This window comes from Bacillus amyloliquefaciens DSM 7 = ATCC 23350, from assembly GCF_000196735.1.
Taxonomy (GTDB): Bacteria; Bacillota; Bacilli; order Bacillales; family Bacillaceae; genus Bacillus; species Bacillus amyloliquefaciens.
In genome coordinates this window covers 516,454-543,017 of the sequence record NC_014551.1, presented here as the reverse complement: position 1 = coordinate 543,017, position 26,564 = coordinate 516,454, and the positions used below count along the sequence as shown (strand labels likewise).

Here is a 26,564-nt window from a genome sequence, read left to right as displayed (position 1 = left end):
TTTCCTTTTTAATGTGATTCTTTTATTCACACCATACAGTGCAGGCTTCGAATTCAACATGCTTCTCGTCTTTCTTTGCCCCGGCAATTTCCATGGTTGAAAACATCGCACAGACGACAGCTTTGTATTCGTTCATGACGGTTTGTGTTTCAATCAGGAACCGTTCGGATGAAGCCGCATATTCCATTACGTACTCTTTCATTTTCCCGATAATATCATCTGCCTGACGGCTGAACCCGGCCGCCTCCAAGTCACTCTCAAACTGGTTTTTGTTGATCATATGAATATGCATTTTTAAAAGCCCCTTTCAGCAGCGTATTTGTGATTATATTCACTGTAAAGGACAGGCTTGGATAAACTTTTAATAAAATATGAACAAAATATGAATTGGCTCATCCGCCAAACCGGCGGTGAAACTTGCAAATGAAGAGCATCATATCATCTGAAAGCCATTATAAAAAGCCTGTTTCCCCTTTGGAGGCGGAAACAGGCTTTTTTTCATTTTAATGAGCATTTTTCGTTTCAATAAACCGGTCGATCCGTGCCAGAACATCCTTCATGTCCATGCATTCTTTAAAGCTTTCATTGATGGCTTGAATGCCTTGTTTGTATTTCCCGTTGTGAAGGACTTCTTCTGCGGCAAGCTTTAACTTTTCAGCGCTTACTTCATCTTTTTGCACTGTAAAGCCCGCATTCAATTCAGTCAGCCGGCCCGCAACCATCGGCTGATCTTTATCGTGCGGGATGACGACCAGCGGCACTTGATAATGAATGCCTTCATTTACACTGTTCATTCCGCCATGTGTAACAAACACGTCTGCCTGCTCCAGCACTTCAAGCTGCGGCACGTATGGAGCGATGATAAAGTTTTCGGGCGCCTGTTTGATTTTCGACAGATCGGCTTTTTCCCCGGCGGCAATGACAACCTTGCCTTCAAAATCTGAGAACGCGTCTATGCACAGATTAAAAAACGCTTCCGTGTTCCCGAGCACCGTTCCCATTGAGATATAAATGACTTTTTCATTCTTTAAAGAGTCAATCGGGAAGGCGGTGTCCCCTTTTCTCTTCGGAAAACTCGGACCGATAAATAAATACTCATCTCCGAATGTCTCGCTTTCGGGCTGAAAATATCTGCTTGTATAGACGACGTTCAGTTCACCCGTGTTGTTCATAAACTGAACCAGGCTGTCAGGAGCAACGCCGTATTTGTCTTTCATCTCGGCCAACAGCTCTTCACATTCCCTGTCCGGCTTAAACGGCACGCCTGATTCCGGATGGAGCGGCAGTATTTTCAGACGGTCTTCATTGAACAGGAAGGATGCTGAAGAAGAGATGCCGGGGATGTTGAGATAATCTCACACCAGCTCTCCCGCACCGAATTTATCATAATAGACGGCGTCGAATTGAATGTCCTCAGCCAGACGCTGCACAATCTGTAAAATCTCCAGTGACGTTTTGATATGAACCTTTAAAAATGCAAGTATACCGGCCGGGGTGCCGGGATCAATGGGTGTCATTCTGAGCAGATCGCGGTGAAGATGGACCTCCGCCCCTACTCCTTCCAGCCTGCTTTTGTATTTTTCCGTTGAGATATAATGAACGTGATCGCCCCGTTCACTGAAGGCCTTTGTCACACCCAGAGTCGGATTTACGTGTCCTTCTGCGGGAAAATTGATCATTAGAATATGTTTAGCCATTTTTTCAAACTCCTTTGCCTTTTCGCCCTTTTTCCATATCCATCATAAATGATGCGAAAAAAATCATGCAAGGAACATCCGTCGGGTCTTTATGGCGATTTAATGACACCAACAAAAAAAGACAAGGCTTTTCACCTTGTCAATCGTGACGATTCGTCTGTTTCTTCCGCTTTCAGCACGCCTTTCAGATGTTCTACATCATGCTGGAGATGCTCGGTCATATATTGCACGGCTTTTGCTTTGTCGCCTTTTTTTATTTCTTCAAAGACTTTCCGGTGCTCATGCAGGATAACCTCCGCACGGTCATCTCCTTTAAAATTAAGAACTCTGCAAAAATGAATCAGCACATTGACATGCTCAAGCAGCTTGGCCAGCTGGCTGTTGCGGCTGAAATCCACAAGGAGCTGATGAAACGTTTCGTTCAAGGAAATAATCTCAGTCTCTTTGGCGCCTTTATGAATGGCTTCTTCCGTCTCCCGTAGCTGCTGTTCAATACGTTCAATTTCGCTCTCAGCCGCTTCATCAATGACGAGTTCGACCGCCAGTGATTCAAGCGATATTCTGATTTTGTAAATCTCTTCGACATCCTTAATGGACAGCGAATAGATGACAAAGCCGTTTCGATCGTCTGCCGTCAGCAGCCCGTCCTTTTCAAGGAGCCGCATGGCTTCTCTGATCGGTGATCGGCTGACTCCAAAATCCTTGGCCAGCTGTGTTTCATTCAGCCGTTCTCCCGGTTTAAACACCCCGTCGAATATCATTTTTTTCAATTGAGAATAAAATTGCAGATAATACGGGGTTGGCTTATCTAATTTAAAATTATCCATCTTTCCTACCTCTTCATACAATTTAGGCCTTATGTTACCAAGATCATATAACAGTTTATCTATGGAAGCAACATTCCCAAGCTTGTCAGCCCAGCAAAAGTGGCGTAATATGGAATTATTACAAACGACGGTCGACGGTCTTCCGTAAACCGAAACAATTCATTCAGAGGTGATGGAAACATGAAAACATACAAGATTGCCAGCATACCGGGAGACGGCGTGGGAAAAGAAGTAGTCCTGCAAGCGGAGCGGGTATTGAATGCGATCGCCGAATTACATGGGGGCATTGCATTTGATTTTACTTCTTTTCCGTGGAGCTGCGAGTATTATCTGGAGCACGGAACCATGATGCCGGATGATGGATTAGAAACGTTACAACACTTTGATGCTTTGTTTTTGGGAGCGGTGGGAAATCAAAAACTCGTCCCCGACCATGTTTCGCTGTGGGGGCTGCTCATCAAGATACGCCGGGAATTTGAACAGGTGATTAATGTACGGCCGGCCAAGCTGCTGCCGGGAATCACCTCCCCTCTCGTGAACCCGAAGGATTTTGATCTGTTAGTCGTCCGCGAAAACAGTGAGGGCGAATACAGCTCTGTCGGCGGCAGAATCTATCAGGATGAAGACGAAATTGCCATTCAAAACGCGGTCTTTTCCCGCAGAGGAACGGAAAGAGTGATGCGGTATGCCTTTGAACTGGCGGCAAATCGGCGGAAACACGTCACAAGCGCGACGAAATCTAACGGTATTGTACACTCTATGCCGTTCTGGGACGACATCTTTAAAGAGGTCAGCCGGGATTACGCCGGGATTAAGACAGATTCGCAGCACATCGATGCACTGGCGGCCTTTTTTGTCACTCATCCGGAACGCTTTGATGTCATTGTCGCTTCAAATCTGTTCGGAGATGTGCTGACAGATATCGGCGCGGCGATTATGGGAAGCGTCGGAATCGCTCCTGCGGCCAATATCAATGTAAACGGAAAATATCCTTCTATGTTTGAGCCTGTTCACGGCTCCGCTCCGGATATTGTCGGGAAAGGAATTGCCAATCCTATAGGGCAAATATGGACGGCAAAATTAATGCTCGATTCATTCGGAGAAGAGGAACTGGGCAATCTCCTCTTACAATCAATTGAAACCGTCACAAACAGCGGCGTCCTGACCCCTGATGTCGGCGGAAAGCATTCAACGGAAGACGTCACCTCCGCTATTATTTCTCAAATAAAAAAATAAAATTTTATGAGGAGAGAGAAAATGGATTCTTTTCGTGAACAATTTGAAAAGCATGTGACCCATGATTCAATTGAGGTAAATGGCATCCGCCTTCATTACGTCTTTGCGGGAAAGGAGGATGCTCCCCCCGTCATCCTCCTGCACGGCTTTCCGCAAAGCTGGGTGACGTGGCGTTATGTAATTCCGACGCTTGCCGCTTCTCATAGAGTCATCGCTGTGGATCTGAGGGGCTACGGCGATTCTGAAAAGCCGAGCGGCATAAACGGTTATGATAACAAAACGATGGCAAGCGATATACAAGGTCTGATGCGCCGCCTGCATATACAAAGAGCGTTAATTGCAGGGCATGACAGAGGCGCAAGGGTAGCAAGGCGGCTGACTTTAGATGCTCCGGAGCTGGCGGCTGGCCTTGTGCTCATTGACATTATGCCGACTGAATACGTCTATGATTCTCTGACCGCAGCTGAAGCGGCAAAAAAATACTGGCACTGGACATTTCAAGTCGTTCCCCATCTGCCGGAAGAATTAATAAAAGGAAAAGAAGAGGAATATCTTAGATTTTTATTAAGCAGAGGTGACGGGCTTTTTGACCTGCTGACATCAGACGGCGCCTGGGACCGGTACTTAGCCGCCTGGAAGCAGCCCGGCGCTGTCCAGGCTGCGCTTAATGACTACAGAGCCGCTTATCAAATTGATTTGCCGAGATATCGTTCAGAAAAGGAATCACAGAAAAAACTGGATGTTCCCACACTTTTGCTGTGGGGAGAAAAAGGGAACTTAGCCGGTCTTCCCGTGCTTGACACATGGAGAGAATCAATTCGTGAAGTCAGTGGTGGATATGAGGTAAAAGGCTGCGGCCATTATGTCCCCGAGGAAAAACCGACAGAAACCGCCCGCAGGATTATCGATTTTTCAAAAACGGTTTTTTAAGGGGCGCACCACACCGAAACAGGCAGACTCTTAAAACCCGGCCTGATGACTTACCTTCTCTATCACAGGCCGGATCATTCATAAGTGAAATGGTTCTGAACCAGCCCCCTCTTTTTCCTGCTTGCTGCCTTAATCAAAATAAACGGGTTTGTCCGGATGTTTGAGATATGAAAACATCCTTTCAATCTGACTTTCCGTATTGCGGGCGGCAGATAGCGGCGGCAGCTCCGTTTCCGCAAAAAAAGCGGCCGCGCTGGTTTCCGTTCCCTCCCTGAGCTGTCCGCCGATGATCTCACATTTGATAAACACTTTGTAAACGTGGACGGCGGACGGCGGATGGGAATGGCATTTCTTATCCATTACAGCTAACAGTTTGACCGGCTTTACGTCGATTCCCGATTCTTCTTTTACTTCTTTGACAGCGGCTTCGCCAGGAGAGATCCCGATATCAGCCCACCCGCCCGGCAGCGCCCATTTGCCGTCGCTTTTCTCTTTCACCATTAATATGCTCTGATCTTTAAAAACTGCCGCTCTGATATCAACTTTCGGAGTGGGATAGCCCCTATCACCGGCGAATATGTCTTTTATGATCCTTTTCTCGATGCCTGTATAATGCACCATGATATCCACGCTTATTTTTCTTATTTCTTCAAATCTCTCAATATCATATATGTCTTTGGAATAAGCCAGCCCCGCTTGCGCCGCGGATTGAAGCTGTTTTGCCCATTCAAGCCATTTTGGCTCCATTATTTTCACCGCCTAACTTTGATTCACGAACTCCCGAGGACCCAGGTATTGCACTTTGAGAGTACTCATGATCCGTTTCTGCTTCTTGTTTTCTGTGTATGGCGGGACGAATCCTGCTGTTACACATCAGAAAAAAGCCATTCTGCAATGAATGGCTTTTTTTCAGACACTATTTTTCTTTAATAACGAGCACGACGCCTGCAGCAATAAGAGCCGCCCCGATCCAGAAGGTTCCTCCGATCTTCTCCCCCAGCAGCAGCCAGCCGAGCAATGTCCCGGAGAGCGGCTGAAAGAAGAAAAACAGACCTCCGCTTGCCGCATTCAGCAATTGCAATCCGCGATTCCACAGCATGAACGCACAGGCCGTTGAAATCACACCCAGATATAAAAGGCCGCCCCATATCTCAGGCCGGGCAAGCTGAGACAACGGAATCTCCTGAAGCGGGCCCGCTGTAAACGGGGTCAGGATGACAAATGCGACACAAATGGAATAGGTTGTGACGACAAGCGGTGAGTAACGGCCGGGAACCCGTTTAATCAGCACGGACATCAAAGCCCATGTCAGCGCCGCAGCCAGAAGCGAGAGACCGCCGAGCTGGCCCGACATATTGATATCTCCGTTCCCTACGATGAGCAATACCCCGATGGTCGCCAGTCCTACCGATATTCCTTTTTTCAGCGTTAACCGTTCTTTCAGAATCAGACGGGCAAATACAACCATAAATGCGGGAGTGGATGCCGTAATGATCGCTCCCATTTGCGCGGTTGATAATTTCGTGCCGATCTCCTGCGTGACGATCGAAATCGTGTTGCCGATCAACCCGATCACAGCAATCAGTAATAGATCACGTTTATGAACTTTCCAGGATTGACGTGTAAACAAACTGAGAAGTAAAAGCGCCACAAGCGCGACCGCATATCTCAGCCATACCAGTTCAAGCGGCGGAATGACCGCTACCACAACTTTTACAACGACATACATACCGCCCCAGATACTGGCGGCCAATGCCAAATAAATCGAACCGAACAACGTATTTTTCAATTTGATGCACCCTCCGTTATCATATTAGGTCATGTGACATGCCCTAACGGAGAGAAGCGCAGTCACTTTCCTCCATTAAGGGCGGAGAAGTGCTGCCGGTACATCATGTTCAAATAAAGGCGCCAAAAACATATCGCTTTTCACCTCAATTTCCAATCTGATTTTTCTCATTATACAAGGTTTGTTAAAAGGCGTAAATGATCAGCTTTATGTGCCGCGGACTTGCAGCTGAATTCTTGTGATTTGATTGTCAAACCCATCCGCCACAACTTCATCGAGCATGTATTCTTCATATGCATAATCCCCCATTTCCAGCCCATACTCTTCAATGAACTGCATGATTCTGCGGTAAGCCGCTTCCGCTTCATCTCCTATTTGATACCCGACCGCATAAAGCCCTTTCGGCTTGATATGGAGGTCTTTATTCACTATGCCTTCTTCTGTCTTGATATAAAAATGAGTGTAGTTGTAGAATTCTTTCTTCAGAATCTGCTCCCGCGCAAACAGGCCGCCGACCGGGTGCCCCTGATCGAGTTCATGGATTTGCCTATAGCGGATCAATTCGGAAAGAGCGGCGGTGTATTGCCGTTCAGGCAAATTGAGTACAGGACGCCCGATCATAAGCGGTTCTTCATCTGAGTGCTGCAGAGAGACGGAGGAAAAGTCCGTCTCCAAGGCCTGTTCGGTCAGTTTCACCTTTGTCTGAATCATCCTTTGCAGGTGTTCGAGCTTTTTGATTTTGCTTTCGATTTCTGAGGATTTCTCCTTTAAAAGCGCGATGATATCCTCGGGGGTTTTGTCTGTTAAGAGCGGTTTGATACGCTTTAAGGGTATGCCGACCTCCTTAAACAGACTGATGACCTGAAACAGCTCGAATTGATGATAGGAATAATATCTGTATCCGTTCGCTTTTTTGATTTCCGGAGAGAGCAGGCCGATCTCGTCATAATGGAACAGGGTTTGTTTTTTTACGTGGCAGAGTTTTGCAAATTCACCCGTTGTAAAGTATTTTCTGACGTCTTCGCTCATAATACCTCCTTGACTATACGGTAACCATATCCTTTATGATGTTCATTGTATCTGAGAGAAGGCTGACTCACAAATCAGCTTACCTATGGACGGACGCTTACGGCAATCGAAGCTTTTAACCGTCTCAGAAAAAGCGGAAGAGGAGTATTAAGTATGACTATTGAAATCAAAGCAGTCACGGAAGAAAACCGTGCTGATATACTGGCGCTTCATGTAAGCGAAAGCCAGACTTCATTTATTGAAACCGTGGAAAAGTGTTTACAAGATGCTGAGGATTGCCGGCATTATCAGCCGGCCGGCCTTTATTTTAACGGAGAATTGGTCGGCTTTGCCATGTACGGATGGTTTCCGGAATATGATGAGGAAAACCAAAACGGCAGAGTGTGGCTTGACCGTTTTTTCATTGATGAACGATATCAGGGACGCGGTTTGGGCAAACTGATGCTTGATGCCCTTATCCGGCACCTCGCTCGATTATATGATTGCAGACGGATTTATTTAAGTCTGTTTGAAGATAACGTGCACGCATTGCGCCTTTATCAAAGATTCAGCTTTATATTCAATGGAGAGCTGGACTTCAACGGGGAAAAAGTGATGGTCAAAGAGCTGTAGACTCTCTGTATAAAAGCCATTCGTCTTCTTGCCAATACCTTAAATTTGAGGTAACATAAAAGTATTGAACGACGGTCGACGGACGACCAATGTCGATTGTTAAAACCTGATACAGCGGATCGGAATATTGTGATCAGGCATCTAAATGGAGGAGAAGATTGTGCTTATTATACTCGTTATGTTTCTTCTCGGGATTATTCTCGGGTTTATCGGCGCGGGGGGAGCCGGTTTTGTCATTGCGCTTTTAACCATACTTTTTCACGTACCAATTCATACGGCTTTGGGCACTTCCCTTGCCGGAATGGCTTTCACAAGTTTATCGGGGGCTTTCAGCCACTACCGTGAAGGCAATATTCAGATGAAAATCGGTCTCATCGTCGGCGTTTTTGCGGCATTCGGTTCGTTTTTCGGAGCCAGACTTACTTCTCTTATTCCCGCAGATTTGCTGCATTACTTGACGGCGGGCATGCTGTTTTTATCTGCTCTGCTTATTTTGGTCCGGTTATTTATTTTAAAAGAAACACAAGAAGACTCCGGACGGCAAAGCAACCTGAACATATGGGTGAAAGCCGTTGTGCTCGGTATCATCGCAGGGATCTTGTCCGGAACGTTCGGCATCGGTTCTGCCCCCTTCATCCAAATCGGCTTAATGATTCTTTTGCGCTTATCCATCCGCCAGTCGGTCGGCACCACCATGCTTGTCATTATCCCGCTTGCAGTCGGCGGAGGACTCGGTTATGTGACGGAAGGATTTGTCGATTATATGCTGTTGGTCAAAGTGCTGATCGGAACGATGTGCGGCGCGTATGTCGGAGCGAAATTCACCAATCTCGTGCCGAAAGTCATTCTGAAATCAGCCATCTTTTTAACACCGGCCATCGCCGGTCTGATGCTTTTATTTTAAACTGAAACGGAAGGCAGCCGCCTCCCGTTTTTTTCTGTTCTTTACCGGTTTTCGCAGAGCTTTTTCAGCTTTGCCTCCGTTTCGGTGTGATCTACCGGCGTATACACGCTGCAGCGCAGGTCACTGTTGCCCTGAACCTGAAAGGAAGTCAGGTTAAAAACCATTTTTCCCGCCTTCGCGTGGCGGAACTCAATTAATACTTCGGGAGCCGAGCTGACTTCGCTCTCATTCCACAGCGTATGAAACTCTGAATATGTCTGCTCCATTTCTTCTATAAACTGAGAATACCACGTATCCGCGACATACTGGCCGTAATACGTTCTGAAAATGGCGATGAACCCTTTCACAAAATGCTCCCAGTTCACGGCTAGACTTCTTAATTCTTTTCTGGAAAACAATAGCTCTATGAGATTCCGCTTTTCAGGAGGAATTTGTTCAAAATCCAAAAACACGTGAGCCGCCGCCTGGTTCCACCCTACGATATGGCACCGCCTGTCCGAGATAATGGTGGGACAATAACGGAGCTCCTGGAGGATTTTTGAAAGGGACGGGCTGATGACCGCTTCTTCCTCCGCTGTAAACGGCTGCTTCACGCCCTCATCAATGGCAAGCGCGTACAAATAATTTCTCTCATCTTTATTCAGCTGAAGCGCATCGGAAACGGCGTCCAATACGGCTGCTGACACTTTAATGTCTCTGCCCTGCTCCAGCCACGTATACCACGTGGTGCTTACGCCGGCTAATTGCGCGACTTCTTCTCTTCTGAGGCCCGGCGTTCTTCTCCGTGTGCCCATTGGCAGCCCGGCCATCTGCGGAGAAATTTTGGCCCGCTGCGTTTTTAAAAACTCAGAAAGAGCCTGCAATCTTGCTTCTGGTATCATTCTGACCCTCTCCTTTCTTACCCTGGTACTTATTATACTAGGATAATCAACAACTTGTAATAGGATAATTGCGAGTTACAATAAATACATACCGAAGGAGGAATGACCATGAAAAGAGTTGTGATCACCGGAATGGGAGTGATTTCACCTCTCGGCAATGATGTGCATACATTTTGGAAACACCTGACGGAAGGAAAATCAGGAATCTCTATCATAGATTCGTTTGATGTCTCCGGCTCCAAGACAAAAATAGCCGGCACCGTCCGCGATTTCGACGCAGAAGAAAGATGGGGCAGAAAAGAAGCGAGAAAGCTTGACCGTTTCAGCCAGTTTGCTTTAGCCGCAGCGGAACAGGCGCTGGAAAGCTCCGGGATTCAGCTCGAGCAAATTGACCGTGAACGCCTCGGCGTGTACGTCGGCTCCGGAATCGGCGGCATCACGACCTTGATTGACAATGTCCGTACGTTAAACGAACGGGGAGCGCGAAAAGTGAGCCCGAGCCTTGTCCCTATGATGATTTCAAATGCGGCCGCCGCTCAAATCAGTATCAGATTAGGCGCGCTCGGTCCCTCACTTTCTCCCGTCACCGCGTGTTCTATCGGCAATACGTCGATCGGGGAAGCATTTAACGCCATTCGGAATGATGACGCAGATATCATGTTTGCAGGGGGTGCGGAGGCGGCGATTACAAACCTGTCATTAGCCAGCTTCGGCAATGCCCACGCGCTGTCAGCGAGAAATGAAGACCCCGCCGCGGCAAGCCGGCCGTTTGACGCGGATCGCGATGGTTTTGTCATGAGTGAAGGCGCGAGTATTGTAGTATTAGAATCATTGGATAACGCAATCAGCCGAAATGCTCCGATCCTCTGTGAGGTGCTCGGCTACGGCGCAAGCTCGGACGCGTATCACATGGTAGCCACCCATCCTGAAGGAACGGGCGCATACTTGGCGATGAAAAACGCTTTGAAAAAGGCGAAGGTTTCAGCGGAAGACATTGATGTCGTAAGCGCCCATGCGACAAGCACTAAAGCCGGAGATCTTTCTGAAACATTGGCAATCAAGAAATTATTCGGGGAGCTTGCCTATGACATTCCGGTCACGGCAAACAAGTCAATGCTCGGCCATATGCTTGGCGCGGCAGGCGGAGTTGAAGCCATCGCTCTGACAGAAAGCTTGAGACACGGCATCATCCCGCCGACGATCAATCTGCAAACCCCTGATTCGGCGTGTGATTTGGACTATGTATCAGACGGTCCGCGTCAGCAATCTTTAACAATCGGCCTCTCCAATTCATTCGGCTTTGGCGGACATAACTCAGCGATCATCCTGAAGAAATATGAATAGCGGGCATAAAAAAAGGAGTGAATCATTTCACTCCTTTTTTGCTTTCTCCTGTTTTGTTGTTAAGGTGAAAAAAGCGATGGAACCGATAACGGATGTCGCAAACATGATCAGCCCCATCGGCACGGCCGTCGCTTCATTCATTCCCACAAGCGGCGACACGATGGAACCGAGAAGAAGCGGAAGCATGCCGAGCAGTGCGCTTGCGCTTCCCGCGCGGTGTCCCTGCTTTTCCATCGCCAGTGTAAAGGTGCTTGTCAGCGTCATGCCGATCGTAATCATATAAATAAAAATGGAAATCACCAGTGCCGCCAGCGGCCCGTGAATGATCGTCATGACAAGCAGAACGGCTGTCGCCGTCATCGCTGTAATGACACCAATCCTCAGCAGGCTTTTTTCATGAATGATTCCGCCGAAACGCCCGATGATAAAGCTTCCTGTAATGATCGCCAGCCCGTTTATGCCGAATAAAACACTAAAGACCTGAGGCGATACTCCGTAAATATCCTGATACACAAAAGGCGTCCCCGAGACATACGCAAAGCTCCCGCCGTGGATAAAACCGACCGTCAACGCATAGCCGATAAATGACCGATCTTTCAGCAGGCTTCCCATTGTCCGCACGGAATTTCCGATAGAGCTCGGGATACGCTTTTCCGGCGGCAGGGTTTCTTTCAGCTTGAGCGCAATGATGAGAACAAGCAAAAACCCGATAACGGTTAAAAAGAGAAAAATCGTATGCCATGATGCAAACGGGAGCAGTAAAATCGCGCCTCCCGTCATTGGCGCCACCATCGGCGCGACGGCGGTAATGACCATTAACAGCGAGAAAAATTTAGAAAGCTCTCTCCCCGTAAAGACATCTCTGACGATCGCACGGGACAGAACGAGTCCTGCCGAAGCGGTGAACCCTTGAAGAAAACGGGCAATCACTAATGTTGTAATGTTCGGCGCAAGCGCGCAAAACAGAGAAAACAAGGCAAATAAAAAAATACATAGTAATAACGGTTTTCTTCTTCCCTGCGCGTCACTTAACGGGCCGACAACAACCTGTCCGATTGTCAAGCCGATCAGACATGCGGTTAAACTGAGCTGGACAAGCGAAGCGCGGGCGCTTAAATCTTCGGCGATTTCAGGGAAACTCGGCAGATACATATCTATATTCAGAGGCCCCAGTATCGCAAGCATGCCGAGAAGAAAAGCCAGCGCAAGCCGCTCCTTGCCGGTCGGATTATGCAGCATATCGTTCCCACCTTTCCTTTGTCAATCTCTCAAAACATTTGTATATTGTATCATAATTTTTTCTTTATTTTTTAAAGTTTTCAAGGGCGGCAGGAAGACATAAAAAAACCAAGGGCCATAACAGCCCTTGGTCTCCGATCTTGCGGTGAAACGTTTTACGCATGCTTTTCTTTAAACGCTTTTGCGTATTGGTCGGCCGCTATAATGGCATCTGCCACGTCATCAGCCGTGACATCAAAAGCGGCATGTATCGTTTCTTCTTCAATGGTTGCGGCTTCTGCCACTTTCATAATGTCCTCTTTAGATGCGTCTTTCAATTTGATGTCTTCAAGTGTGACAGGCAGCCCCAAGCTGATATAAAACGCGATATACCGCTCAATTTCTTCAAGCGAACGTTTTTCCAGCGCCAGTTGAACGAGCGTGCCGAATGCCACTTTTTCACCGTGAGTCAAGTGATGGATCTCACCTTCAAGCGCGGTGAAGCCGTTGTGAATGGCATGCGCCGCAGCCAAGCCGCCGCTTTCAAATCCCAGTCCGCTCAGAAGTGTATTGGCTTCAACCACCGCTTCCAATGGAGGAGTGACGACTTTCGCTTTTACGGATTCATAGGCGAGATGGCCATATTTGAATAGTACTTCTTCACATTTTTCCGCGATGGCTTCTCCTGCGATTGTAGGAATTCCGCCCGCCATCGTTTTACCGCCATTGGCGATGACACTGCGCGCCTCTACCCACGTCGCCATCGCATCGGCAATACCTGATGCTAAAAAACGCGGCGGGGCTTCCGCGACGATTTTCGTATCGACCAGAACCAGGTCAGGATTCTTATGGTAGAAACGATAGTTTTCAAACGCGCCTTGTTCTGAATAAACGACAGACAGTCCGCTTGTCGGAGCATCCGTTGAAGCGGCCGTCGGCACGATAACCGTGTAGCCGTTTATTTCATCTGATACGGCTTTGGCCGTATCAAGCGTTTTACCGCCGCCGACTCCGATCACAATGGACGCACCCGCTTTTTCTGCAATGCCCGCAATTCTTTTCATTTCTTCCTGGGAAGCTTCTCCGTTGAAAACCGCCTCTTCAGAGGAGATATTGCTTTTCTTTAATTCAGCCGTCACTTTGTGACCAGCGATATCCCATACGGTTTTGTCGGCAATGACGACGGCTTTTTCACCAACGCCCTCCAGATGTCCGCCGATTGTTTCAATTGCGTTTTTTCCTTGCACATATTTGGCCGGACTGATAAAAATTCGTTCCAATGTCATCATCCCTTCTTTGATGTCTTCCATACATTTCTCTTAATGATAGAGCAGAAATGAAAACTCTTCTGATATAATTCCTCTTTTTTATTTGATTCAAACCTCATTTACATAATAGAAAAATCAATTTTCACAGCATTGACAAGATGTGAAGGTGTCTATATAATCTTCGATATTGAAGCTGATCATTCTTTACTGAATGAACAAACGAGATTGTGAATGATTCGTCTTAAAAATTATTTAGTTCTGCTGGATAATTTTTGAGGCGTTTTTGTTTTTTATATATTTTTGACTGCAAAGGAGGTCTACACATGAAGAACATTTGCAAGGATATACTGATGATTATGGCCGGGGCCTTTCTTATCGCGGCGTCCGTGGAATTTTTCGTCATCCCGAATCACTTAGGGGACGGCAGCACCGTGGGAATCGCTCTTGTTTTATATTATCTTTTCCGTATACCTGCGAGTATTACAACACTGGTTGTAAATTTGATTTTTATCGGACTGGCTTATAAATTTCTAACGAAAAAAACGATTTTATACACGATACTCGGTACGGGGATGACTTCTGTTTTTCTCAGCATCGTCAGCTTTATTCCGTTCGGGGTTCATGACATGGTGCTCGGGATCGTGTTCGGCGCTCTGCTGATGGGAGCGGGGCTGGCTTTAATCTTTATCGCTGACGGATCTACCGGCGGGACCACGCTTTTAGCGTATTTATTAAATTACACAAAGGGTTTTAACATCTCCAAAAGCATGTTTTATATGGATTGTGTCATTATTGTCGCATCCGTTTTAGCGATCGGCATCAATCATACGCTGTATACGTTTATATTCGTTTATCTGTGCGCCAAAATCGTCGATATTGTCATTGAGGGTTTCCATAATAAAAAAGCCCTCACCATTATGTCTGACCAATACGAAGAAATCGCCAAAGCGATCACCTCCGTATACGGCAACGCGGCAACGATTTTTTACGGATACGGGTATTACGGCAGCAAAGACAAGCGCATTATATATGTCGTCATTAAAAAGAACGAATTACTGAAAATCAAAAAACATGTTCAAAAAATTGATCCGAAATCATTTATCGTTATTCATGAAGTAAAAGAAGCTGTCGGAGGGCAATTCGGCTTTACAAACCTGCCCGCCGCCGCGAATGAGAAATAACCGCCTGCAGTGTATATCTGCAGGCTTTTTTATATTCGTCCCTTCCCCTCTCAAAGGTTTTTACACTTTTTGATTGAAGTAATAAATGAAATCTTTTTTGATGGGAGAACATAATATGAATATCAAAACCGACAGGCTCGTGATCCGGACATTTGAACCGGAAGATTGGAAAGATGTCTATGAGTACACCTCAAATCTGAATGTCATGAAGTATATACCGGAGGGTGTCTTTACCGAAGAAGATGCCAAGAAATTCGTTATTGATAACAGCGGTGAACATGCCGAGATGTTCCCTGTTGTATTGAAGGATGAAAAAACGGTCATTGGCCACATTGCTTTTTTTAAGTATTTTGGTGACCATACGTATGAAATCGGATGGGTGTTTCACCCTGATTATCAGGGCAAAGGATATGCTTCAGAGGCTGCAAGCGCCTTGCTGGGATTCGGGTTTAAAACGATGAAATTACACCGGATCATTGCGACATGCCAACCGGAAAACACTGCCTCGCATCGGGTGATGGAAAAGATCGGAATGCGGCGGGAAGGCTTTTTCAAAAAATGCATCCCCCATGATAATGACTGGTGGGATGAATATTATTATGCCGTTTTAGAAGAAGAGTGGGAAGCCTCAAACCTGGAATAAAAAGGCTTATACCTTTTGCTTTTACAGGTAAGTGTGTGCTACACTGTTTGTAACAAATACGAAGGGACGATGGGTGGACAATGATTAACTAATCTTATTTTGACCGTTTGAAATCAAATATTTCAAATCAGAAAAAATAGGATTAGTCTGCCCATTTTCTATACGATACAAAAGCTATGTAAAAATAGCTTATTTGATCATGCACAGGTACGGCTAATCCTTCCAAATCAATTGGGAGGATTTTTTTGTCCTCCCTTAAAGCGAGGGATTGACATATGAAAGAAATATTAAAATTAACCGGAATCAGTTATGAAATCAACAGTGTTCCCCTTTTTGAACAGATCAGCGCGAGTGTTCAGCAGGGAGAGATTATCGGTGTCATCGGCAAAAACGGCGCCGGCAAATCTTTATTGCTGCAATTGATCTGCAATCAAACAGCACCGTCACAAGGACAGATCCAGATGATGCAAGATGTGAACATCTATATGGTCGAACAAGAAACGGAAGCTTATGATTCCGGCCTGCCGGAGCCTGCGGAGGCAGCATTATTAGAAAAATGGAACGTGCCCGCCCGAGCCTTTTCCCAATTAAGCGGCGGAGAAAAACTGAAAGCCCGTCTTGCCAAAGGGTTCTCCTCCTCAAGCGGCCTTTTGTTATTAGATGAGCCGACGAATCACCTTGATCAGCACAGTTTAGAAATCCTGCAAAATCAGATCAAGAACTATAAAGGCACCATTATTTTGGTTTCCCACGACCGTGCTTTTTTGGATGCAGCGGCGACAAAAATCTGGGCCATCGAAGGAAAGAAACTCATTGAGCATAAAGGGAATTATTCAAGCTATATGGAAGTCCGCAAACAGAGAAGACTGACACAGCAGCGGAATTATGAGAATCAGCAGAATATGATCGCACGGATTGAAGCTCAAATGAACGAGCTGAACGCCTGGTCAAAAAAAGCCCACGCCCAATCAACGAAAATAGAAGGCTTTAAAGAATACCACCGCGTAAAAGCAAAACGTACGGACGCGCAGATTAAATCAAAGCAGAAGCGTCTTGAAAAAGAGCTTGAAAAAGCGAAAGCAGAACCGGTTGAGGCTGAGTATGAAGTCCGCTTTTCCATTGAACACCGCAAAAAAGCGGGAAAGCGTTTTTTAGAAGTAAGTGATGTCACAAAATCGTATGACGGCCGAACGCTGTTCAAAAATGTGAATTTCACTGTTTTGCACGGTGAAAAGATTGCCATTACAGGCCCGAACGGCAGCGGGAAAACAACATTATTGAAGGTCATCCTCGGTCAGGAAAAAGCTCAGGGCGGCAGCATATGGATGTCTCCGTCTGCAAATGTCGGGTATTTAACGCAGGAAGTATTTGACCTTCCGCTTGACAAAACCCCCGAACAGCTTTTTTACAAAGAAACGTTCGAAGCAAGGGGAAATGTGCAAGCCCTCATGAAGCATTTAGGATTTACCGCAGCGCAATGGACGGAGCCTATCGGCAAGATGAGCATGGGAGAGCGGGTCAAATGCAAGCTGATGGCATTTATTCTGGAGGAAAAAGATGTGCTGATTCTCGATGAGCCGACCAACCACCTTGACCTGCCGTCACGCGAGCAGCTTGAAGACACATTGGCTCAATACGACGGAACGCTCATCATCGTATCGCACGATCGTTACTTTCTCGAAAAAACAACGGACATCCGGCTTGATATCTCAAACGGCAGCGTCCGAAAACAATGGAAAGAATCCCCCGCCGCCAGAGATGATATTGAAGAATTACGATTAAAGCTCGAAACCGAACGGCAGGAAGTGCTTGGAAAGCTCAGCTTCATGACTCCGGCTGATAAACAATATTCTGAGCTTGATCAAAAATTCAAAGAGCTGACGGAAGAGATCAAGAAATTGAAATGAGTACAAAAAACCCGTGATTCTCACGGGTTTTTTTTTGGAAAGTTTACGTATAGAAAAGAATAATTTCAAACTGATTTGTACAACCTACATTCAGATTATTATGAGCATGGTTCAGGAGGGCGAAGAATGGCCAAACGAATTGGAATTACGGGAAACATCATGGCTGATCAATCCGGTCCTTTCCCGGGTTATAATCGGGCGTATGTCAATAATGATTATATTCAGTCTGCTGCCGAAGCCGGCGGCGTGCCGTTTATTTTGCCGGTGATTCAAGAGACGGAGCTTTTAAAGGAACAGGTCTCTCAGGTTGACGGCATCATTCTGTCCGGCGGCCAGGATATAGACCCGCTGCTTTACGGCGAGGAACCTTTACAGGCTTTGAGAAAGACCTTTCCTGATCGGGACGCCTATGAGAAGGAGCTCATTCAAACGGCGATTGCTATGGAGAAGCCGATTCTGGCGATCTGCCGCGGGATGCATATGTTAAATGTCACTTTCGGGGGCACTTTATATCAGGACCTGTCACACGCTTCGTTTGCTGAGATCAAGCATGATCAAGAAAAAGATCCTCCGTTAAAAACCCATCATGTTTCTTTCGAAAAAGGGACCCGTCTTCATTCCTTGTTTGGCGATTCAGCGCGTGTGAATTCATTCCATCACCAGATCATAAAAGAGACAGCTTCAACGTTTAAGGCCGCGGCTTATGCGAAAGACGGAGTCATTGAAGCGATTGAACGGACGGGTGAGTTATTTGTCGTCGGCGTGCAATGGCATCCTGAAATGCTGACAAAGAAACATGAAGACATGAAAAAGCTTTTTTCTCTGTTTATGGATGCAGTCGGCACATAAAAAAAAGCAGATCACGATGATCTGCTTTTTTATTTTATATTCAATTCTGTTCTTTCGGTTTCTCCGGCATTTTGCCTTGTGTCAGTTTATGGCCTTCTATATCAACGTTTGGGATAATTTTATCCAGCCGCTTCGGCAAATACCAAGCGGCATGTCCCATCAGCTTCATGACGCTCGGAATGATGGTCATTCTTACAATGAACGCATCGAAAAGAACACCGAATGCCATTGCCAATCCCATGGATTTGATCGTAGCTTCCCCCGCAAAGATAAATCCTGCGAAGACGAAAATCATAATCAGCCCCGCCGCTGTCACGACAGGTCCGTTATGTTTTAATCCGGCATGAATGGCTTGTACCGGATTTTTTGCCTTTTTCCGGGATGCGCGGCACTTTTCGATCCTGATAAACAAAATTTGTAAGACTAGATCCCTTTTCTCAGGGAAAATTAACTGCGTATTTCTAGAAAAGGAGGCTACAGACGATTATGGATAAGCGTGAATTAGCGGCTCATGAGTCGCTCGACTTACATGAAATAATTAACTTCAAGACGCTTTGTGTAGCGAAATCCAAGCTCATGCAAGGGCTTGTGTTTGATCAGGATCTGAAAACGTTAATGGAAAAAGATGTTCAGCAGGCCTCTCAAGATCTGGCTGATCTGCAGACGGTTTATGAACGTGCACCTTTTCAGGCTCCTGTTCCTCAAAACCGGCCGACACCGATCATCAACTGAAAGGAAGGTAAGCACCATTGAATCATGACCATTTAGATCCAATCAATTCATTACATGTCCCTGAACTCGCAGATATGACATTCGCAATGGATTTTCTCATACGCGCCAAAGAAGGCGTCAGAAATACCGCCGTCGCTTTAACGGAAACCGCTTCACCTGATGTAAGGGCTTTGCTGCGCAAACAGCTCATGCAAGGAATCGCGATGCACCAGGAGATTACAGACTTGATGGTCAGCAAAAAGTGGTTTCACCCGCATGATCTGAGCGAACAGTATAAATTGGATCAGCTTTCAGCGAAAAATACCCTCATGGTCGGAAACATGAACCTGTTTCCCGTTGAAACAAACAGAAAAGGAATGTTTGACCGTACACCTGATGAACACTAATACTGGAGGTATTACAGCATGAAGGCCGTAACGTATCAAGGAGTTAAAAACGTTGTAGTCAAAGACGTGCCTGATCCGAAAATTGAAAAACATGATGACATGATTATAAAAGTCACAAGTACGGCAATTTGCGGCTCAGATTTACATTTAATCCACGGACTCATCCCGAACTTGCAGGAAGACTACATCATCGGGCATGAACCGATGGGCATCGTGGAAGAAGTCGCCCCCGGCGTGACGAAAGTCAAAAAAGGCGACCGTGTCATTATACCTTTTAATATCGCCTGCGGAGAATGCACTTATTGCAAAAATCACCTGGAAAGCCAGTGTGATCAATCAAATGATAACGGCGATATGGGCGCTTATTTCGGCTATTCAGGGAGTACCGGCGGCTATCCGGGCGGCCAGGCGGAATATTTACGCGTCCCTTTTGCGAACTTTACCCATTTTAAAGTCCCCGAAACGTGTGAAGAACCTGATGAGAAATTGAGTGTGATTGCCGATGCGATGACAACCGGCTTTTGGAGCGTTGACAATGCCGGCGTAAAAGAAGGCGATACAGTTATCGTTCTCGGCTGCGGGCCAGTGGGCCTGTTCGCTCAAAAATTCTGCTGGTTAAAAGGAGCTAAACGCGTAATCGCTGTAGACTATGTCAACTACCGTCTCCAGCATGCCAAACGGACGAATAAAGTGGAAATCGTTAACTTCGAAGACCACGAAAATACGGGAAGCTACCTGAAAGAAATCACCAAAGGCGGCGCGGATGTTGTCATTGACGCCGTCGGCATGGACGGAAAAATGACAGACATGGAGTTCCTCGCAAGCGGATTAAAGCTTCATGGCGGGGCTATGAGCGCTTTGGTCATTGCCTCCCAAGCGGTGCGAAAAGGAGGAACGATTCAGATTACGGGCGTGTACGGCGGCAGATATAACGGTTTTCCCCTTGGCGATATCATGCAGCGGAACGTCAATATCCGCTCAGGACAAGCTCCGGTCATCCACTATATGCCGTATATGTTTGAATTGGTATCAACCGGAAAAATTGATCCGGGCGATGTTGTAAGCCACGTCATTCCGCTCAGCGAAGCGAAACACGGCTATGAGATGTTTGACACGAAAACAGATGATTGCATAAAAGTTGTACTCAAACCTTAGAGAACGGAGGCTACAGAAAATGGCCCGCGCCTTACATGAATTACTCGAAATTCAGGAGATGACGTCTTTTAAATCACTTTGTCTGACGAAATCCAAAACCATGAAAGCGCTGGTATCCGATCCGCATCTGAAAGAAATCATGCAGCAGGATGTGGATACATCTACTAGGCAATTGCAGGAATTTGCCTCGATTTTATCTGATCAACAGCATGAATGAGGAGATGAATGACGAATGAATCCGATTATTGAATACCTGACGGGAATGGATGCACTGACAGACCAAATTGTCGCAATGGATTTATTGAATTCGGCAAAAAGCGGAGTCAGAAACTATGCGATGGCGGCGACGGAAGCAGGAACGCCGGAAGTGAAAGCGATCCTCACCCGGCACTTAGAAGAAGCCCTTGACATGCACGAGCAAATCTCAACCTATATGATGGAAAAAGGGTGGTATCATCCGTGGAACACAAACGAACAAATCCAGCTCAATTTACAAAATATTGATACTGTGCTCCGCCTGCCCGTTCTATAAACGTTTGCTGCTGAGGACAGTTCAGCATGAATGCCGCTGTCCTCAGCAATCTTTTTTTACAGCGCCCAGGCGGCTCTCAGTTTTTTTATGCCGTTTTGTATATCCGTTTCAGAAACTCCCGCGAACCCGAGGGAAACTGTTTTCGCAGGGAGCTGTTTTTGATAGGTATGAGACACGGGATAGATGACGACCCCTTGTTCATTTGCTTTTTCAATCAGCTCTTTTTCACTGAAAGGCAGCTGAACGTCCAGTAAAATCCGCAGCCCGGAATTTTCTCCGCGAATCCTTACGTATTGTCCCAGCTCGCGCCGCACGGCCTCTAATAATACCGCTCTTTTTTTCCGGTACAGCTTTCTCATTCTGTTGATATGTTTCTGCCACTCTCCGCTTTTGATAAATTGGGCCAGCGTCAGCTGACTGTGGCAGGAGACGGTCTGTTTATATAAAGAAGCGATTTCCCTGCCTTTTTCGATAAGCGGCAAAGGAAGAATCATATAGCTGATGCGCAGCGAGGGAAGCAGGGATTGAGAAAACGTCCCCATATAAATGACACGGTGATGCTGATCAAGCCCTTGCAATGAAGGGATCGGCCGGCCGGTGTATCTGAATTCACCGTCATAATCGTCTTCTATAATAAACGCCTGGTGTTCCGCCGCCCATTTCAGCAGCTGAATCCTTCTGTTTACCGGCATAATCGTCCCTAACGTAAATTGATGAGAAGGCGTGACATACACTAGACGCGGCCGCTCTTCCTGCAGCTTCCGAATACAGACCCCTTCCTCATCAACGGGTATCGGTGTGATATTCATATGATTGGCTTCAAAAATCTCCCTCGCTCTCGGGTAACCCGGATCTTCATACCCGATGGAAACATTCGATTCAAATACGTTGCACAGCATTTGCAGAAGAATAGGGTTTCCGGCGCCTACTATGACTTGTTCAGGAAGGCAATTCACGCCGCGCGATTGATATAAATACTCTGAAATGATCGTTCTCAGCTCAGCCTCGCCCAAATCATCCCCGGGCCGATACAGCTCATGCCCATATTGATCCAAGCTTGTGACCATGCTTTTGCGCCATGCCGAAAAAGGAAAATGCACGGCATCCACAGCGCCGTAATGGAAATCAATCCATTGCGGAACTTCCTCCGTCTTTCTTTGAACGGGTGAAGCGCCCGGCTTCTTCTTCACATAGACAGCTTCTGAATCATAATCGGCAAACCATCCGCTTCTCGGCTTACTGACAATATAGCCTTCGGCGGCAAGCTGATCATAGGCCCGTTCTACAGTTGTCTGACTGACAGAAAGCTGACTCGACAAAAGCCTTTTTGAAGGAAGCTTCAGTCCTTTAGGAATACGGCCCTGATGCATATTCTCCTTAAAATGCCGATAAAGCTGCTGATAAAGCGGAATATTCAGATCTCTATTTAAAAATGGCGTAATATCCATTCTGCCTCCCCCAAACTGGCATTCTTCTTTTTATAAAAACTGGCCATTTGTATAAGGCCAATTTCAGTTTATAGTCATTATAAACTTTGAAAATCGATTTAGAAACACAAACCGGATAAAGCAAATTTTATGTTGGAGTGATTGAAAATGAACAAAGCCGCAAACGGCTGGATCAACGGATTTATCGGCGTGCTTATTTTCAGCGGTTCGCTTCCTGCGACCCGCTTGGCTGTAGCGGACTTTGATCCGGTATTTCTCACTGTATGCCGCGCCGCGATAGCCGGTATATTGGCAGGCGCTCTGCTCCTCATCTTTAAGGAGAAACGCCCGGCCAAAAGCGACATCATCTCACTACTAACAGTAGCGGTCGGAGTCGTAATCGGTTTCCCGCTGCTTACAGCCTTAGCGCTTCAGTATGTCACTTCCGCACATGCCATTGTCTACATTGGGCTTCTCCCGCTTGCGACGGCGATCTTCGGCGTACTGCGCGGAGGCGAACGGCCCAGTCCGGTCTTTTGGATTTTCTCGGCTGCCGGCAGCATCCTCGTAGCCGGTTATGCTCTGCTTCAAGGAGGAGAATCCTCTCCTCTCGGTGATACGTACATGATCGCTTCGATTATCGTATGCGGTCTCGGTTATGCCGAAGGCGCCCGTCTCTCCCGGCGGCTGGGCAACTGGCAGGTGATCTCTTGGGCACTCGTTTTATCGCTTCCCCTTATGTTCATACTGTCTGTCTGCTTTATTCCGCACTCATGGTCAAACATCGGCGCGCCTGCACTGCTAAGTCTTGCATATGTGTCCTTATTCAGCATGCTGATCGGGTTCGTATTCTGGTATCGGGGACTCGCCCAAGGCGGTATCGCGGCGGTCGGACAGCTGCAGCTGCTGCAGCCTTTCTTCGGACTGTTACTGGCCGCTATGATTCTGCACGAAAAAGTAGGATGGGGACTTGCAGCGGTGAATGTCGGCGTTATCGCTTGCGTGGCAGCCGCCCGGCGGTTTGCAAATAAATCAGAAAAAGCCGAACAATGAACTTGTTCGGCCTTTTTATTATTTTCTGCCCCATAGGCACCAAGCGATTATTCAAGTAGCTTGAACTCCCTTAAACGCATTCATCACCAAATCATGCACATAGGAATCATTCACCTCATCACCTGTTATCAGCAGACGGTAGAAAATCGGTCCGTAAATGAGATCGATGCTTACTTCAATATCAAGATTCTCTCTTAATTCACCTTGCTGAATTCCCTTTTCCAGAAGGCCTTTCGCTTGGAGGCGGCGGGGCTGGAAAAATCTCGTGCGATATTCTTCCGCCAATTTTGCATCCAGCTGTCCCGCACCTATTAATTCCTTAATAACGGTTCCTTCCCGGCTTGTCAAAAACCTTGCTAAATTCGTGGCGTGGGTCAATATATCTTGCACTGTTGACCCTGTATCGGGCACAGGCAGTCTGTCCGTAGCGGTCGAAAGAAAGCTGTCCATGATAACGGCAGCCTTGTTTGACCACCATTTATAAATCGTCGCCTTACTCACTTTTGCACGCTCTGCAATTTTATCGACGGTCACCGCGTCAAAGCCTTTTTCCAATAATAGGTCATAGGCTGCAGAAAGAATCGCCTTATGTGTTCCTTCATCGCGCGGCCGCCCTCGTTTACTCTGCACATAAATCATTCCTTCCCCAAATATAAACGATACGTTCAGTATACGTAACATGATTAAAAAAATAAAACAGAAACCTATTTACAAAACTGAACGTTCAGTATATCATTTGCTTATAATTAAAACTAAACGTTTAGTTTATAAAATAACCTGAGGAAGTCTTAATGAAACGCGTAAAGGAGATGAATCAGCAAATCATTTATCAAGTATCATAAAAACCACTTAAAAAGGAGTTCATTTTTATGGCTAAAGAAAACAAACAAACAGCAGATCAGAGGATTTCATCTGGTTTAACCCTTCTTCTCGCGACTGCATGCGGTATCATTGTCGCTAATCTTTATTATGCGCAGCCCTTGGCAGGATCCATTAGTGCGGCAATTGGGCTTTCACCCAGCAGTGCTGGATTGATTGTCACACTAACCCAAATTGGATACGTTGCCGGATTACTGTTTCTCGTCCCTTTGGGAGATATTATCGAAAATAAAAAACTTGTCGTTGTATCGCTCCTTCTAAGCGCAGCCGCTTTGACACTGACAGCATTTGTGAAGCATGGAACACTGTTTTTAGCCGCTGCGTTTTTCATCGGATTGGGATCGATCGCAGCCCAAGTGCTTGTTCCGTTTGCATCATATCTTGCACCAGACGCTGCACGCGGCCGGGTTGTCGGCAATGTGATGAGCGGCCTGCTGCTCGGTATTATGCTGTCCCGTCCGATATCCAGTCTGGTCGCGGATATTTGGGGGTGGAATGCAATATTTGCTTTATCCGCCGCGTTAAGTGTTGTTTTGGCAATCGTGTTATCAAAAGTGCTTCCTGCCAGAAAACCAACAGCAAACACAAACTATAACGTCTTACTCGGTTCAATGTGGAAGCTGCTGCGCACGACTCCGGTCTTACGCCGCCGTGCCATTTATCATGCGTTTGTATTTGGAGCTTTCAGTTTGTTCTGGACGACTGTACCTTTATTATTGTCCGGTCCTGCTTTTCATTTTTCTCAGAAGGCAATAGCGCTATATGCATTAGCGGGCATTGCGGGTGCAGCCGCTGCACCGATAGGCGGCCGTCTGGCTGATCGCGGCTTGACCCGGCTTGCCACCGGAATCGCTCTCGGTGCTGTCATCGTTTCTTTATTACTGCCGCTCATGATTCAGAGCAGCTCCCCCGTCGGAATAGCAGTTCTAGTGGCGGCAGCTATTCTGTTAGATGTGGGTGTATCAGCCAATCTCGTACTCAGTCAACGTTCAATTTTTTCGTTGGGGCCTGAAGTCCGCAGTCGATTAAACGGATTATTTATGGCAATTTTCTTTCTGGGCGGCGCTATAGGATCATCAATCGGCGGATGGGCATACGCTTCAGGCGGGTGGAGTATCACATTATGGATCGGAATCACTTTTCCGGTCATCGCTTTGCTTTATTTCGCCACCGAGAAATAGTCTTTCGCCAAGAATAAGCCGTCAGGGACCAAGCTGACAGCTTATTTTTGGTGTATTCTTCATGAAAAATTTTGCTTCATGCGGTTCCTGTTTGAATCGTTATTCATCCCGAGAAAAGCTTGATAACCAGAAAAAACATACCGCATTCTGCCGGTATGTTTTTGTGTTTCGTTTCAGTTTTTTTCAGCAATCCGTTTGATGTTTTCTTCCATCAGACCGGAAATGAGCTGTTCATTTGTATGAGGAATCTGTTTGAGCTGTTGTACGACCAGCTCTTGTCTTGCGGCTGATTGATTTTGGCTCAGCTTTGCTTTCCCCTCTATTTTGCTGATTTTGATTTTAAAGCCTTTTACCCCTTTGTTCAAGCCTGCCAGCAATTTCGCATCGATATCCTCTAATTTATACGGGCTGTCGGGGCTTTCGTATTTCAATACGAGATCACTCATCGAATGCACGGTTTCTTCATTATCTAAAAGCTCCGCCTCTCCGTAAACATAAACCGCCACGTAATTCCATGTAGGAACATCCTGATTCGTCTCATACCATTTGGGCGAGATATAACAATGAGGCCCTTGAAAAACGGCTAACACGCTTTGGCCTTCAATCTCTTTCCATTGCGGGTTCGGCAGTGCAAAATGACCGTACAAGTAATGGTTATCCTTGCTCATCATCAATGGCAGGTGGGTTGCGTATGGCATGCCCCCTGCCGTTGAAAACAATGTTGCGAAACCATACTCTTTGATGACATTACTCGCATCAGCTTCACTAAGCTGAAATGGAGCGGGGATATACATAAACATTCTCCTCTCTGAACATGGATTTAATAAAGCGCTTTCCGCTATAATAAGGTATCGACTGACATTTAAAAAGGTACAGATTCAGATAAATATACATGTCAGAGGAG

General features: G+C 46.5%; 27 protein-coding genes and 2 pseudogenes. 16 read left to right on the top strand and 13 right to left on the bottom strand.

The features are described 5' to 3' along the window. Nucleotides 1-22: 22 nt before the first annotated feature. From BAMF_RS23000 to BAMF_RS22990, 3 genes and pseudogenes are all read right to left on the bottom strand, one after another. On the bottom strand, nucleotides 23-292 hold the full coding sequence (locus BAMF_RS23000; RefSeq protein WP_013351161.1) for a hypothetical protein: 270 nt from the start codon (nucleotides 290-292) through the stop codon (nucleotides 23-25). A gap of 211 nt (nucleotides 293-503) precedes the next feature. Beyond that, nucleotides 504-1,697, bottom strand: a pseudogene (locus tag BAMF_RS22995) (macrolide family glycosyltransferase). Between the two features lie 131 nt (nucleotides 1,698-1,828). Beyond that, nucleotides 1,829-2,524, bottom strand: coding sequence for a GntR family transcriptional regulator (locus BAMF_RS22990; RefSeq protein ID WP_013351158.1), 696 nt, complete (start codon nucleotides 2,522-2,524; stop codon nucleotides 1,829-1,831). A gap of 180 nt (nucleotides 2,525-2,704) precedes the next feature. Here BAMF_RS22990 and BAMF_RS22985 point away from each other — a divergent pair, with 180 nt between their 5' ends. Beyond that, a complete protein-coding gene (locus BAMF_RS22985; RefSeq protein ID WP_013351157.1) occupies nucleotides 2,705-3,760 on the top strand; it encodes a tartrate dehydrogenase in 1,056 nt (351 codons plus the stop codon). Between the two features lie 21 nt (nucleotides 3,761-3,781). Beyond that, nucleotides 3,782-4,690, top strand: coding sequence for an alpha/beta fold hydrolase (locus BAMF_RS22980; protein ID WP_013351156.1), 909 nt, complete (start codon nucleotides 3,782-3,784; stop codon nucleotides 4,688-4,690). A 129-nt stretch (nucleotides 4,691-4,819) separates the two neighbouring features. Here the strand turns inward: BAMF_RS22980 and BAMF_RS22975 are convergent, their stop codons facing one another. The 3 genes from BAMF_RS22975 to BAMF_RS22965 form a co-directional block, all read right to left on the bottom strand. Continuing rightward, nucleotides 4,820-5,437, bottom strand: coding sequence for an NUDIX hydrolase (locus BAMF_RS22975; RefSeq protein ID WP_013351155.1), 618 nt, complete (start codon nucleotides 5,435-5,437; stop codon nucleotides 4,820-4,822). Nucleotides 5,438-5,606: 169 nt separating this feature from the next. Continuing rightward, nucleotides 5,607-6,479: a DMT family transporter gene (locus tag BAMF_RS22970; RefSeq protein ID WP_013351154.1), complete on the bottom strand. Its 873-nt coding sequence runs from the start codon at nucleotides 6,477-6,479 to the stop codon at nucleotides 5,607-5,609. A gap of 207 nt (nucleotides 6,480-6,686) precedes the next feature. Then, nucleotides 6,687-7,508 (bottom strand): MerR family transcriptional regulator, encoded by an 822-nt coding sequence (locus BAMF_RS22965; RefSeq protein ID WP_013351153.1) that lies wholly within the window; start codon nucleotides 7,506-7,508, stop codon nucleotides 6,687-6,689. Nucleotides 7,509-7,661: 153 nt separating this feature from the next. Between BAMF_RS22965 and BAMF_RS22960 the strand changes: the two genes are divergently transcribed. Continuing rightward, on the top strand, nucleotides 7,662-8,120 hold the full coding sequence (locus BAMF_RS22960) for a GNAT family N-acetyltransferase (protein WP_013351152.1): 459 nt from the start codon (nucleotides 7,662-7,664) through the stop codon (nucleotides 8,118-8,120). Nucleotides 8,121-8,280: 160 nt separating this feature from the next. Continuing rightward, nucleotides 8,281-9,024: a sulfite exporter TauE/SafE family protein gene (locus tag BAMF_RS22955; RefSeq protein WP_014469825.1), complete on the top strand. Its 744-nt coding sequence runs from the start codon at nucleotides 8,281-8,283 to the stop codon at nucleotides 9,022-9,024. 41 nt (nucleotides 9,025-9,065) lie between these two features. On the opposite strand, the gene BAMF_RS22950 is transcribed toward BAMF_RS22955, so the two are convergent. Next, nucleotides 9,066-9,905 carry a helix-turn-helix transcriptional regulator gene (locus tag BAMF_RS22950; RefSeq protein WP_013351150.1) on the bottom strand — a complete coding sequence of 280 codons (840 nt, stop codon included), beginning with the start codon at nucleotides 9,903-9,905 and terminating at the stop codon, nucleotides 9,066-9,068. 108 nt (nucleotides 9,906-10,013) lie between these two features. On the opposite strand from BAMF_RS22950, the gene fabF reads away from it, so the two are divergent. Continuing rightward, the gene (gene fabF, locus BAMF_RS22945) at nucleotides 10,014-11,249 is read left to right on the top strand and encodes a beta-ketoacyl-ACP synthase II (protein WP_013351149.1); all 1,236 of its coding nucleotides are present in this window, start codon (nucleotides 10,014-10,016) and stop codon (nucleotides 11,247-11,249) included. A 27-nt stretch (nucleotides 11,250-11,276) separates the two neighbouring features. Here the strand turns inward: fabF and BAMF_RS22940 are convergent, their stop codons facing one another. Together BAMF_RS22940 and BAMF_RS22935 are read right to left on the bottom strand one after the other, a co-directional pair. Next, the gene (locus BAMF_RS22940; protein ID WP_013351148.1) at nucleotides 11,277-12,488 is read right to left on the bottom strand and encodes a Bcr/CflA family efflux MFS transporter; all 1,212 of its coding nucleotides are present in this window, start codon (nucleotides 12,486-12,488) and stop codon (nucleotides 11,277-11,279) included. Nucleotides 12,489-12,643: 155 nt separating this feature from the next. Then, a complete protein-coding gene (locus BAMF_RS22935) occupies nucleotides 12,644-13,777 on the bottom strand; it encodes a glycerol dehydrogenase (protein WP_014469823.1) in 1,134 nt (377 codons plus the stop codon). A 281-nt stretch (nucleotides 13,778-14,058) separates the two neighbouring features. On the opposite strand from BAMF_RS22935, the gene BAMF_RS22930 reads away from it, so the two are divergent. The 4 genes from BAMF_RS22930 (at nucleotide 14,059) to BAMF_RS22915 (ending at nucleotide 18,315) form a co-directional block, all read left to right on the top strand. Next, nucleotides 14,059-14,916, top strand: coding sequence for a YitT family protein (locus tag BAMF_RS22930; protein ID WP_013351146.1), 858 nt, complete (start codon nucleotides 14,059-14,061; stop codon nucleotides 14,914-14,916). Nucleotides 14,917-15,031: 115 nt separating this feature from the next. Then, entirely contained in the window at nucleotides 15,032-15,559 is a 528-nt protein-coding gene (locus BAMF_RS22925) for a GNAT family N-acetyltransferase (RefSeq protein ID WP_013351145.1), read from the top strand. 275 nt (nucleotides 15,560-15,834) lie between these two features. Then, complete coding sequence (abc-f, locus tag BAMF_RS22920) at nucleotides 15,835-17,466, top strand: ribosomal protection-like ABC-F family protein (protein WP_013351144.1); 1,632 nt, start codon at nucleotides 15,835-15,837, stop codon at nucleotides 17,464-17,466. Nucleotides 17,467-17,592: 126 nt separating this feature from the next. Continuing rightward, nucleotides 17,593-18,315: a gamma-glutamyl-gamma-aminobutyrate hydrolase family protein gene (locus tag BAMF_RS22915; protein ID WP_013351143.1), complete on the top strand. Its 723-nt coding sequence runs from the start codon at nucleotides 17,593-17,595 to the stop codon at nucleotides 18,313-18,315. 40 nt (nucleotides 18,316-18,355) lie between these two features. Here BAMF_RS22915 and BAMF_RS22910 read toward each other — a convergent pair. Beyond that, nucleotides 18,356-18,688: pseudogene (locus BAMF_RS22910) on the bottom strand (MMPL family transporter); the annotation flags it as partial. Between the two features lie 113 nt (nucleotides 18,689-18,801). Here BAMF_RS22910 and BAMF_RS22905 point away from each other — a divergent pair. Genes BAMF_RS22905 through BAMF_RS22885 form a run of 5 tightly spaced genes read left to right on the top strand, consistent with a single transcriptional unit; the run spans nucleotide 18,802 to nucleotide 21,120 of the window. Continuing rightward, nucleotides 18,802-19,047, top strand: coding sequence for a hypothetical protein (locus BAMF_RS22905; RefSeq protein WP_013351141.1), 246 nt, complete (start codon nucleotides 18,802-18,804; stop codon nucleotides 19,045-19,047). Between the two features lie 17 nt (nucleotides 19,048-19,064). Beyond that, on the top strand, nucleotides 19,065-19,433 hold the full coding sequence (locus BAMF_RS22900; RefSeq protein WP_003156070.1) for a spore coat protein: 369 nt from the start codon (nucleotides 19,065-19,067) through the stop codon (nucleotides 19,431-19,433). An 18-nt stretch (nucleotides 19,434-19,451) separates the two neighbouring features. Next, nucleotides 19,452-20,588 carry a zinc-dependent alcohol dehydrogenase gene (locus BAMF_RS22895; RefSeq protein ID WP_013351140.1) on the top strand — a complete coding sequence of 379 codons (1,137 nt, stop codon included), beginning with the start codon at nucleotides 19,452-19,454 and terminating at the stop codon, nucleotides 20,586-20,588. Nucleotides 20,589-20,607: 19 nt separating this feature from the next. Then, nucleotides 20,608-20,805, top strand: a complete 198-nt coding sequence (locus BAMF_RS22890) for a hypothetical protein (RefSeq protein ID WP_013351139.1) — start codon at nucleotides 20,608-20,610, stop codon at nucleotides 20,803-20,805. Nucleotides 20,806-20,820: 15 nt separating this feature from the next. Next, nucleotides 20,821-21,120 carry a spore coat protein gene (locus BAMF_RS22885; RefSeq protein WP_013351138.1) on the top strand — a complete coding sequence of 100 codons (300 nt, stop codon included), beginning with the start codon at nucleotides 20,821-20,823 and terminating at the stop codon, nucleotides 21,118-21,120. Nucleotides 21,121-21,176: 56 nt separating this feature from the next. Here the strand turns inward: BAMF_RS22885 and pdxR are convergent, their stop codons facing one another. Continuing rightward, the gene (gene pdxR, locus BAMF_RS22880) at nucleotides 21,177-22,568 is read right to left on the bottom strand and encodes a MocR-like pyridoxine biosynthesis transcription factor PdxR (RefSeq protein WP_013351137.1); all 1,392 of its coding nucleotides are present in this window, start codon (nucleotides 22,566-22,568) and stop codon (nucleotides 21,177-21,179) included. A gap of 147 nt (nucleotides 22,569-22,715) precedes the next feature. On the opposite strand from pdxR, the gene BAMF_RS22875 reads away from it, so the two are divergent. Further along, nucleotides 22,716-23,600 (top strand): DMT family transporter, encoded by an 885-nt coding sequence (locus BAMF_RS22875; RefSeq protein WP_013351136.1) that lies wholly within the window; start codon nucleotides 22,716-22,718, stop codon nucleotides 23,598-23,600. Nucleotides 23,601-23,651: 51 nt separating this feature from the next. Here BAMF_RS22875 and BAMF_RS22870 read toward each other — a convergent pair whose 3' ends face one another. Beyond that, the gene (locus BAMF_RS22870) at nucleotides 23,652-24,230 is read right to left on the bottom strand and encodes a TetR/AcrR family transcriptional regulator (protein WP_088030671.1); all 579 of its coding nucleotides are present in this window, start codon (nucleotides 24,228-24,230) and stop codon (nucleotides 23,652-23,654) included. A gap of 239 nt (nucleotides 24,231-24,469) precedes the next feature. Between BAMF_RS22870 and BAMF_RS22865 the strand changes: the two genes are divergently transcribed. Beyond that, nucleotides 24,470-25,660 (top strand): MFS transporter, encoded by a 1,191-nt coding sequence (locus BAMF_RS22865; protein WP_013351134.1) that lies wholly within the window; start codon nucleotides 24,470-24,472, stop codon nucleotides 25,658-25,660. 173 nt (nucleotides 25,661-25,833) lie between these two features. On the opposite strand, the gene BAMF_RS22860 is transcribed toward BAMF_RS22865, so the two are convergent. Continuing rightward, nucleotides 25,834-26,454: an FMN-binding negative transcriptional regulator gene (locus tag BAMF_RS22860; protein WP_013351133.1), complete on the bottom strand. Its 621-nt coding sequence runs from the start codon at nucleotides 26,452-26,454 to the stop codon at nucleotides 25,834-25,836. Between the last annotated feature and the right edge of the window lie 110 nt (nucleotides 26,455-26,564).

Bases quoted from the DNA above. Each gene is read 5' to 3' on its own strand.
- BAMF_RS23000 (WP_013351161.1), bottom strand. From the start codon at position 292: ATGCATATTCATATGATCAACAAAAACCAGTTTGAGAGTGACTTGGAG.
- BAMF_RS22990 (WP_013351158.1), bottom strand. From the start codon at position 2,524: ATGGATAATTTTAAATTAGATAAGCCAACCCCGTATTATCTGCAATTT.
- BAMF_RS22985 (WP_013351157.1), top strand. From the start codon at position 2,705: ATGAAAACATACAAGATTGCCAGCATACCGGGAGACGGCGTGGGAAAA.
- BAMF_RS22980 (WP_013351156.1), top strand. From the start codon at position 3,782: ATGGATTCTTTTCGTGAACAATTTGAAAAGCATGTGACCCATGATTCA.
- BAMF_RS22975 (WP_013351155.1), bottom strand. From the start codon at position 5,437: ATGGAGCCAAAATGGCTTGAATGGGCAAAACAGCTTCAATCCGCGGCG.
- BAMF_RS22965 (WP_013351153.1), bottom strand. From the start codon at position 7,508: ATGAGCGAAGACGTCAGAAAATACTTTACAACGGGTGAATTTGCAAAA.
- BAMF_RS22960 (WP_013351152.1), top strand. From the start codon at position 7,662: ATGACTATTGAAATCAAAGCAGTCACGGAAGAAAACCGTGCTGATATA.
- BAMF_RS22950 (WP_013351150.1), bottom strand. From the start codon at position 9,905: ATGATACCAGAAGCAAGATTGCAGGCTCTTTCTGAGTTTTTAAAAACG.
- fabF (WP_013351149.1), top strand. From the start codon at position 10,014: ATGAAAAGAGTTGTGATCACCGGAATGGGAGTGATTTCACCTCTCGGC.
- BAMF_RS22940 (WP_013351148.1), bottom strand. From the start codon at position 12,488: ATGCTGCATAATCCGACCGGCAAGGAGCGGCTTGCGCTGGCTTTTCTT.
- BAMF_RS22935 (WP_014469823.1), bottom strand. From the start codon at position 13,777: ATGGAAGACATCAAAGAAGGGATGATGACATTGGAACGAATTTTTATC.
- BAMF_RS22930 (WP_013351146.1), top strand. From the start codon at position 14,059: ATGAAGAACATTTGCAAGGATATACTGATGATTATGGCCGGGGCCTTT.
- BAMF_RS22925 (WP_013351145.1), top strand. From the start codon at position 15,032: ATGAATATCAAAACCGACAGGCTCGTGATCCGGACATTTGAACCGGAA.
- abc-f (WP_013351144.1), top strand. From the start codon at position 15,835: ATGAAAGAAATATTAAAATTAACCGGAATCAGTTATGAAATCAACAGT.
- BAMF_RS22915 (WP_013351143.1), top strand. From the start codon at position 17,593: ATGGCCAAACGAATTGGAATTACGGGAAACATCATGGCTGATCAATCC.
- BAMF_RS22905 (WP_013351141.1), top strand. From the start codon at position 18,802: ATGGATAAGCGTGAATTAGCGGCTCATGAGTCGCTCGACTTACATGAA.
- BAMF_RS22895 (WP_013351140.1), top strand. From the start codon at position 19,452: ATGAAGGCCGTAACGTATCAAGGAGTTAAAAACGTTGTAGTCAAAGAC.
- BAMF_RS22890 (WP_013351139.1), top strand. From the start codon at position 20,608: ATGGCCCGCGCCTTACATGAATTACTCGAAATTCAGGAGATGACGTCT.
- BAMF_RS22885 (WP_013351138.1), top strand. From the start codon at position 20,821: ATGAATCCGATTATTGAATACCTGACGGGAATGGATGCACTGACAGAC.
- pdxR (WP_013351137.1), bottom strand. From the start codon at position 22,568: ATGGATATTACGCCATTTTTAAATAGAGATCTGAATATTCCGCTTTAT.
- BAMF_RS22875 (WP_013351136.1), top strand. From the start codon at position 22,716: ATGAACAAAGCCGCAAACGGCTGGATCAACGGATTTATCGGCGTGCTT.
- BAMF_RS22865 (WP_013351134.1), top strand. From the start codon at position 24,470: ATGGCTAAAGAAAACAAACAAACAGCAGATCAGAGGATTTCATCTGGT.
- BAMF_RS22860 (WP_013351133.1), bottom strand. From the start codon at position 26,454: ATGTATATCCCCGCTCCATTTCAGCTTAGTGAAGCTGATGCGAGTAAT.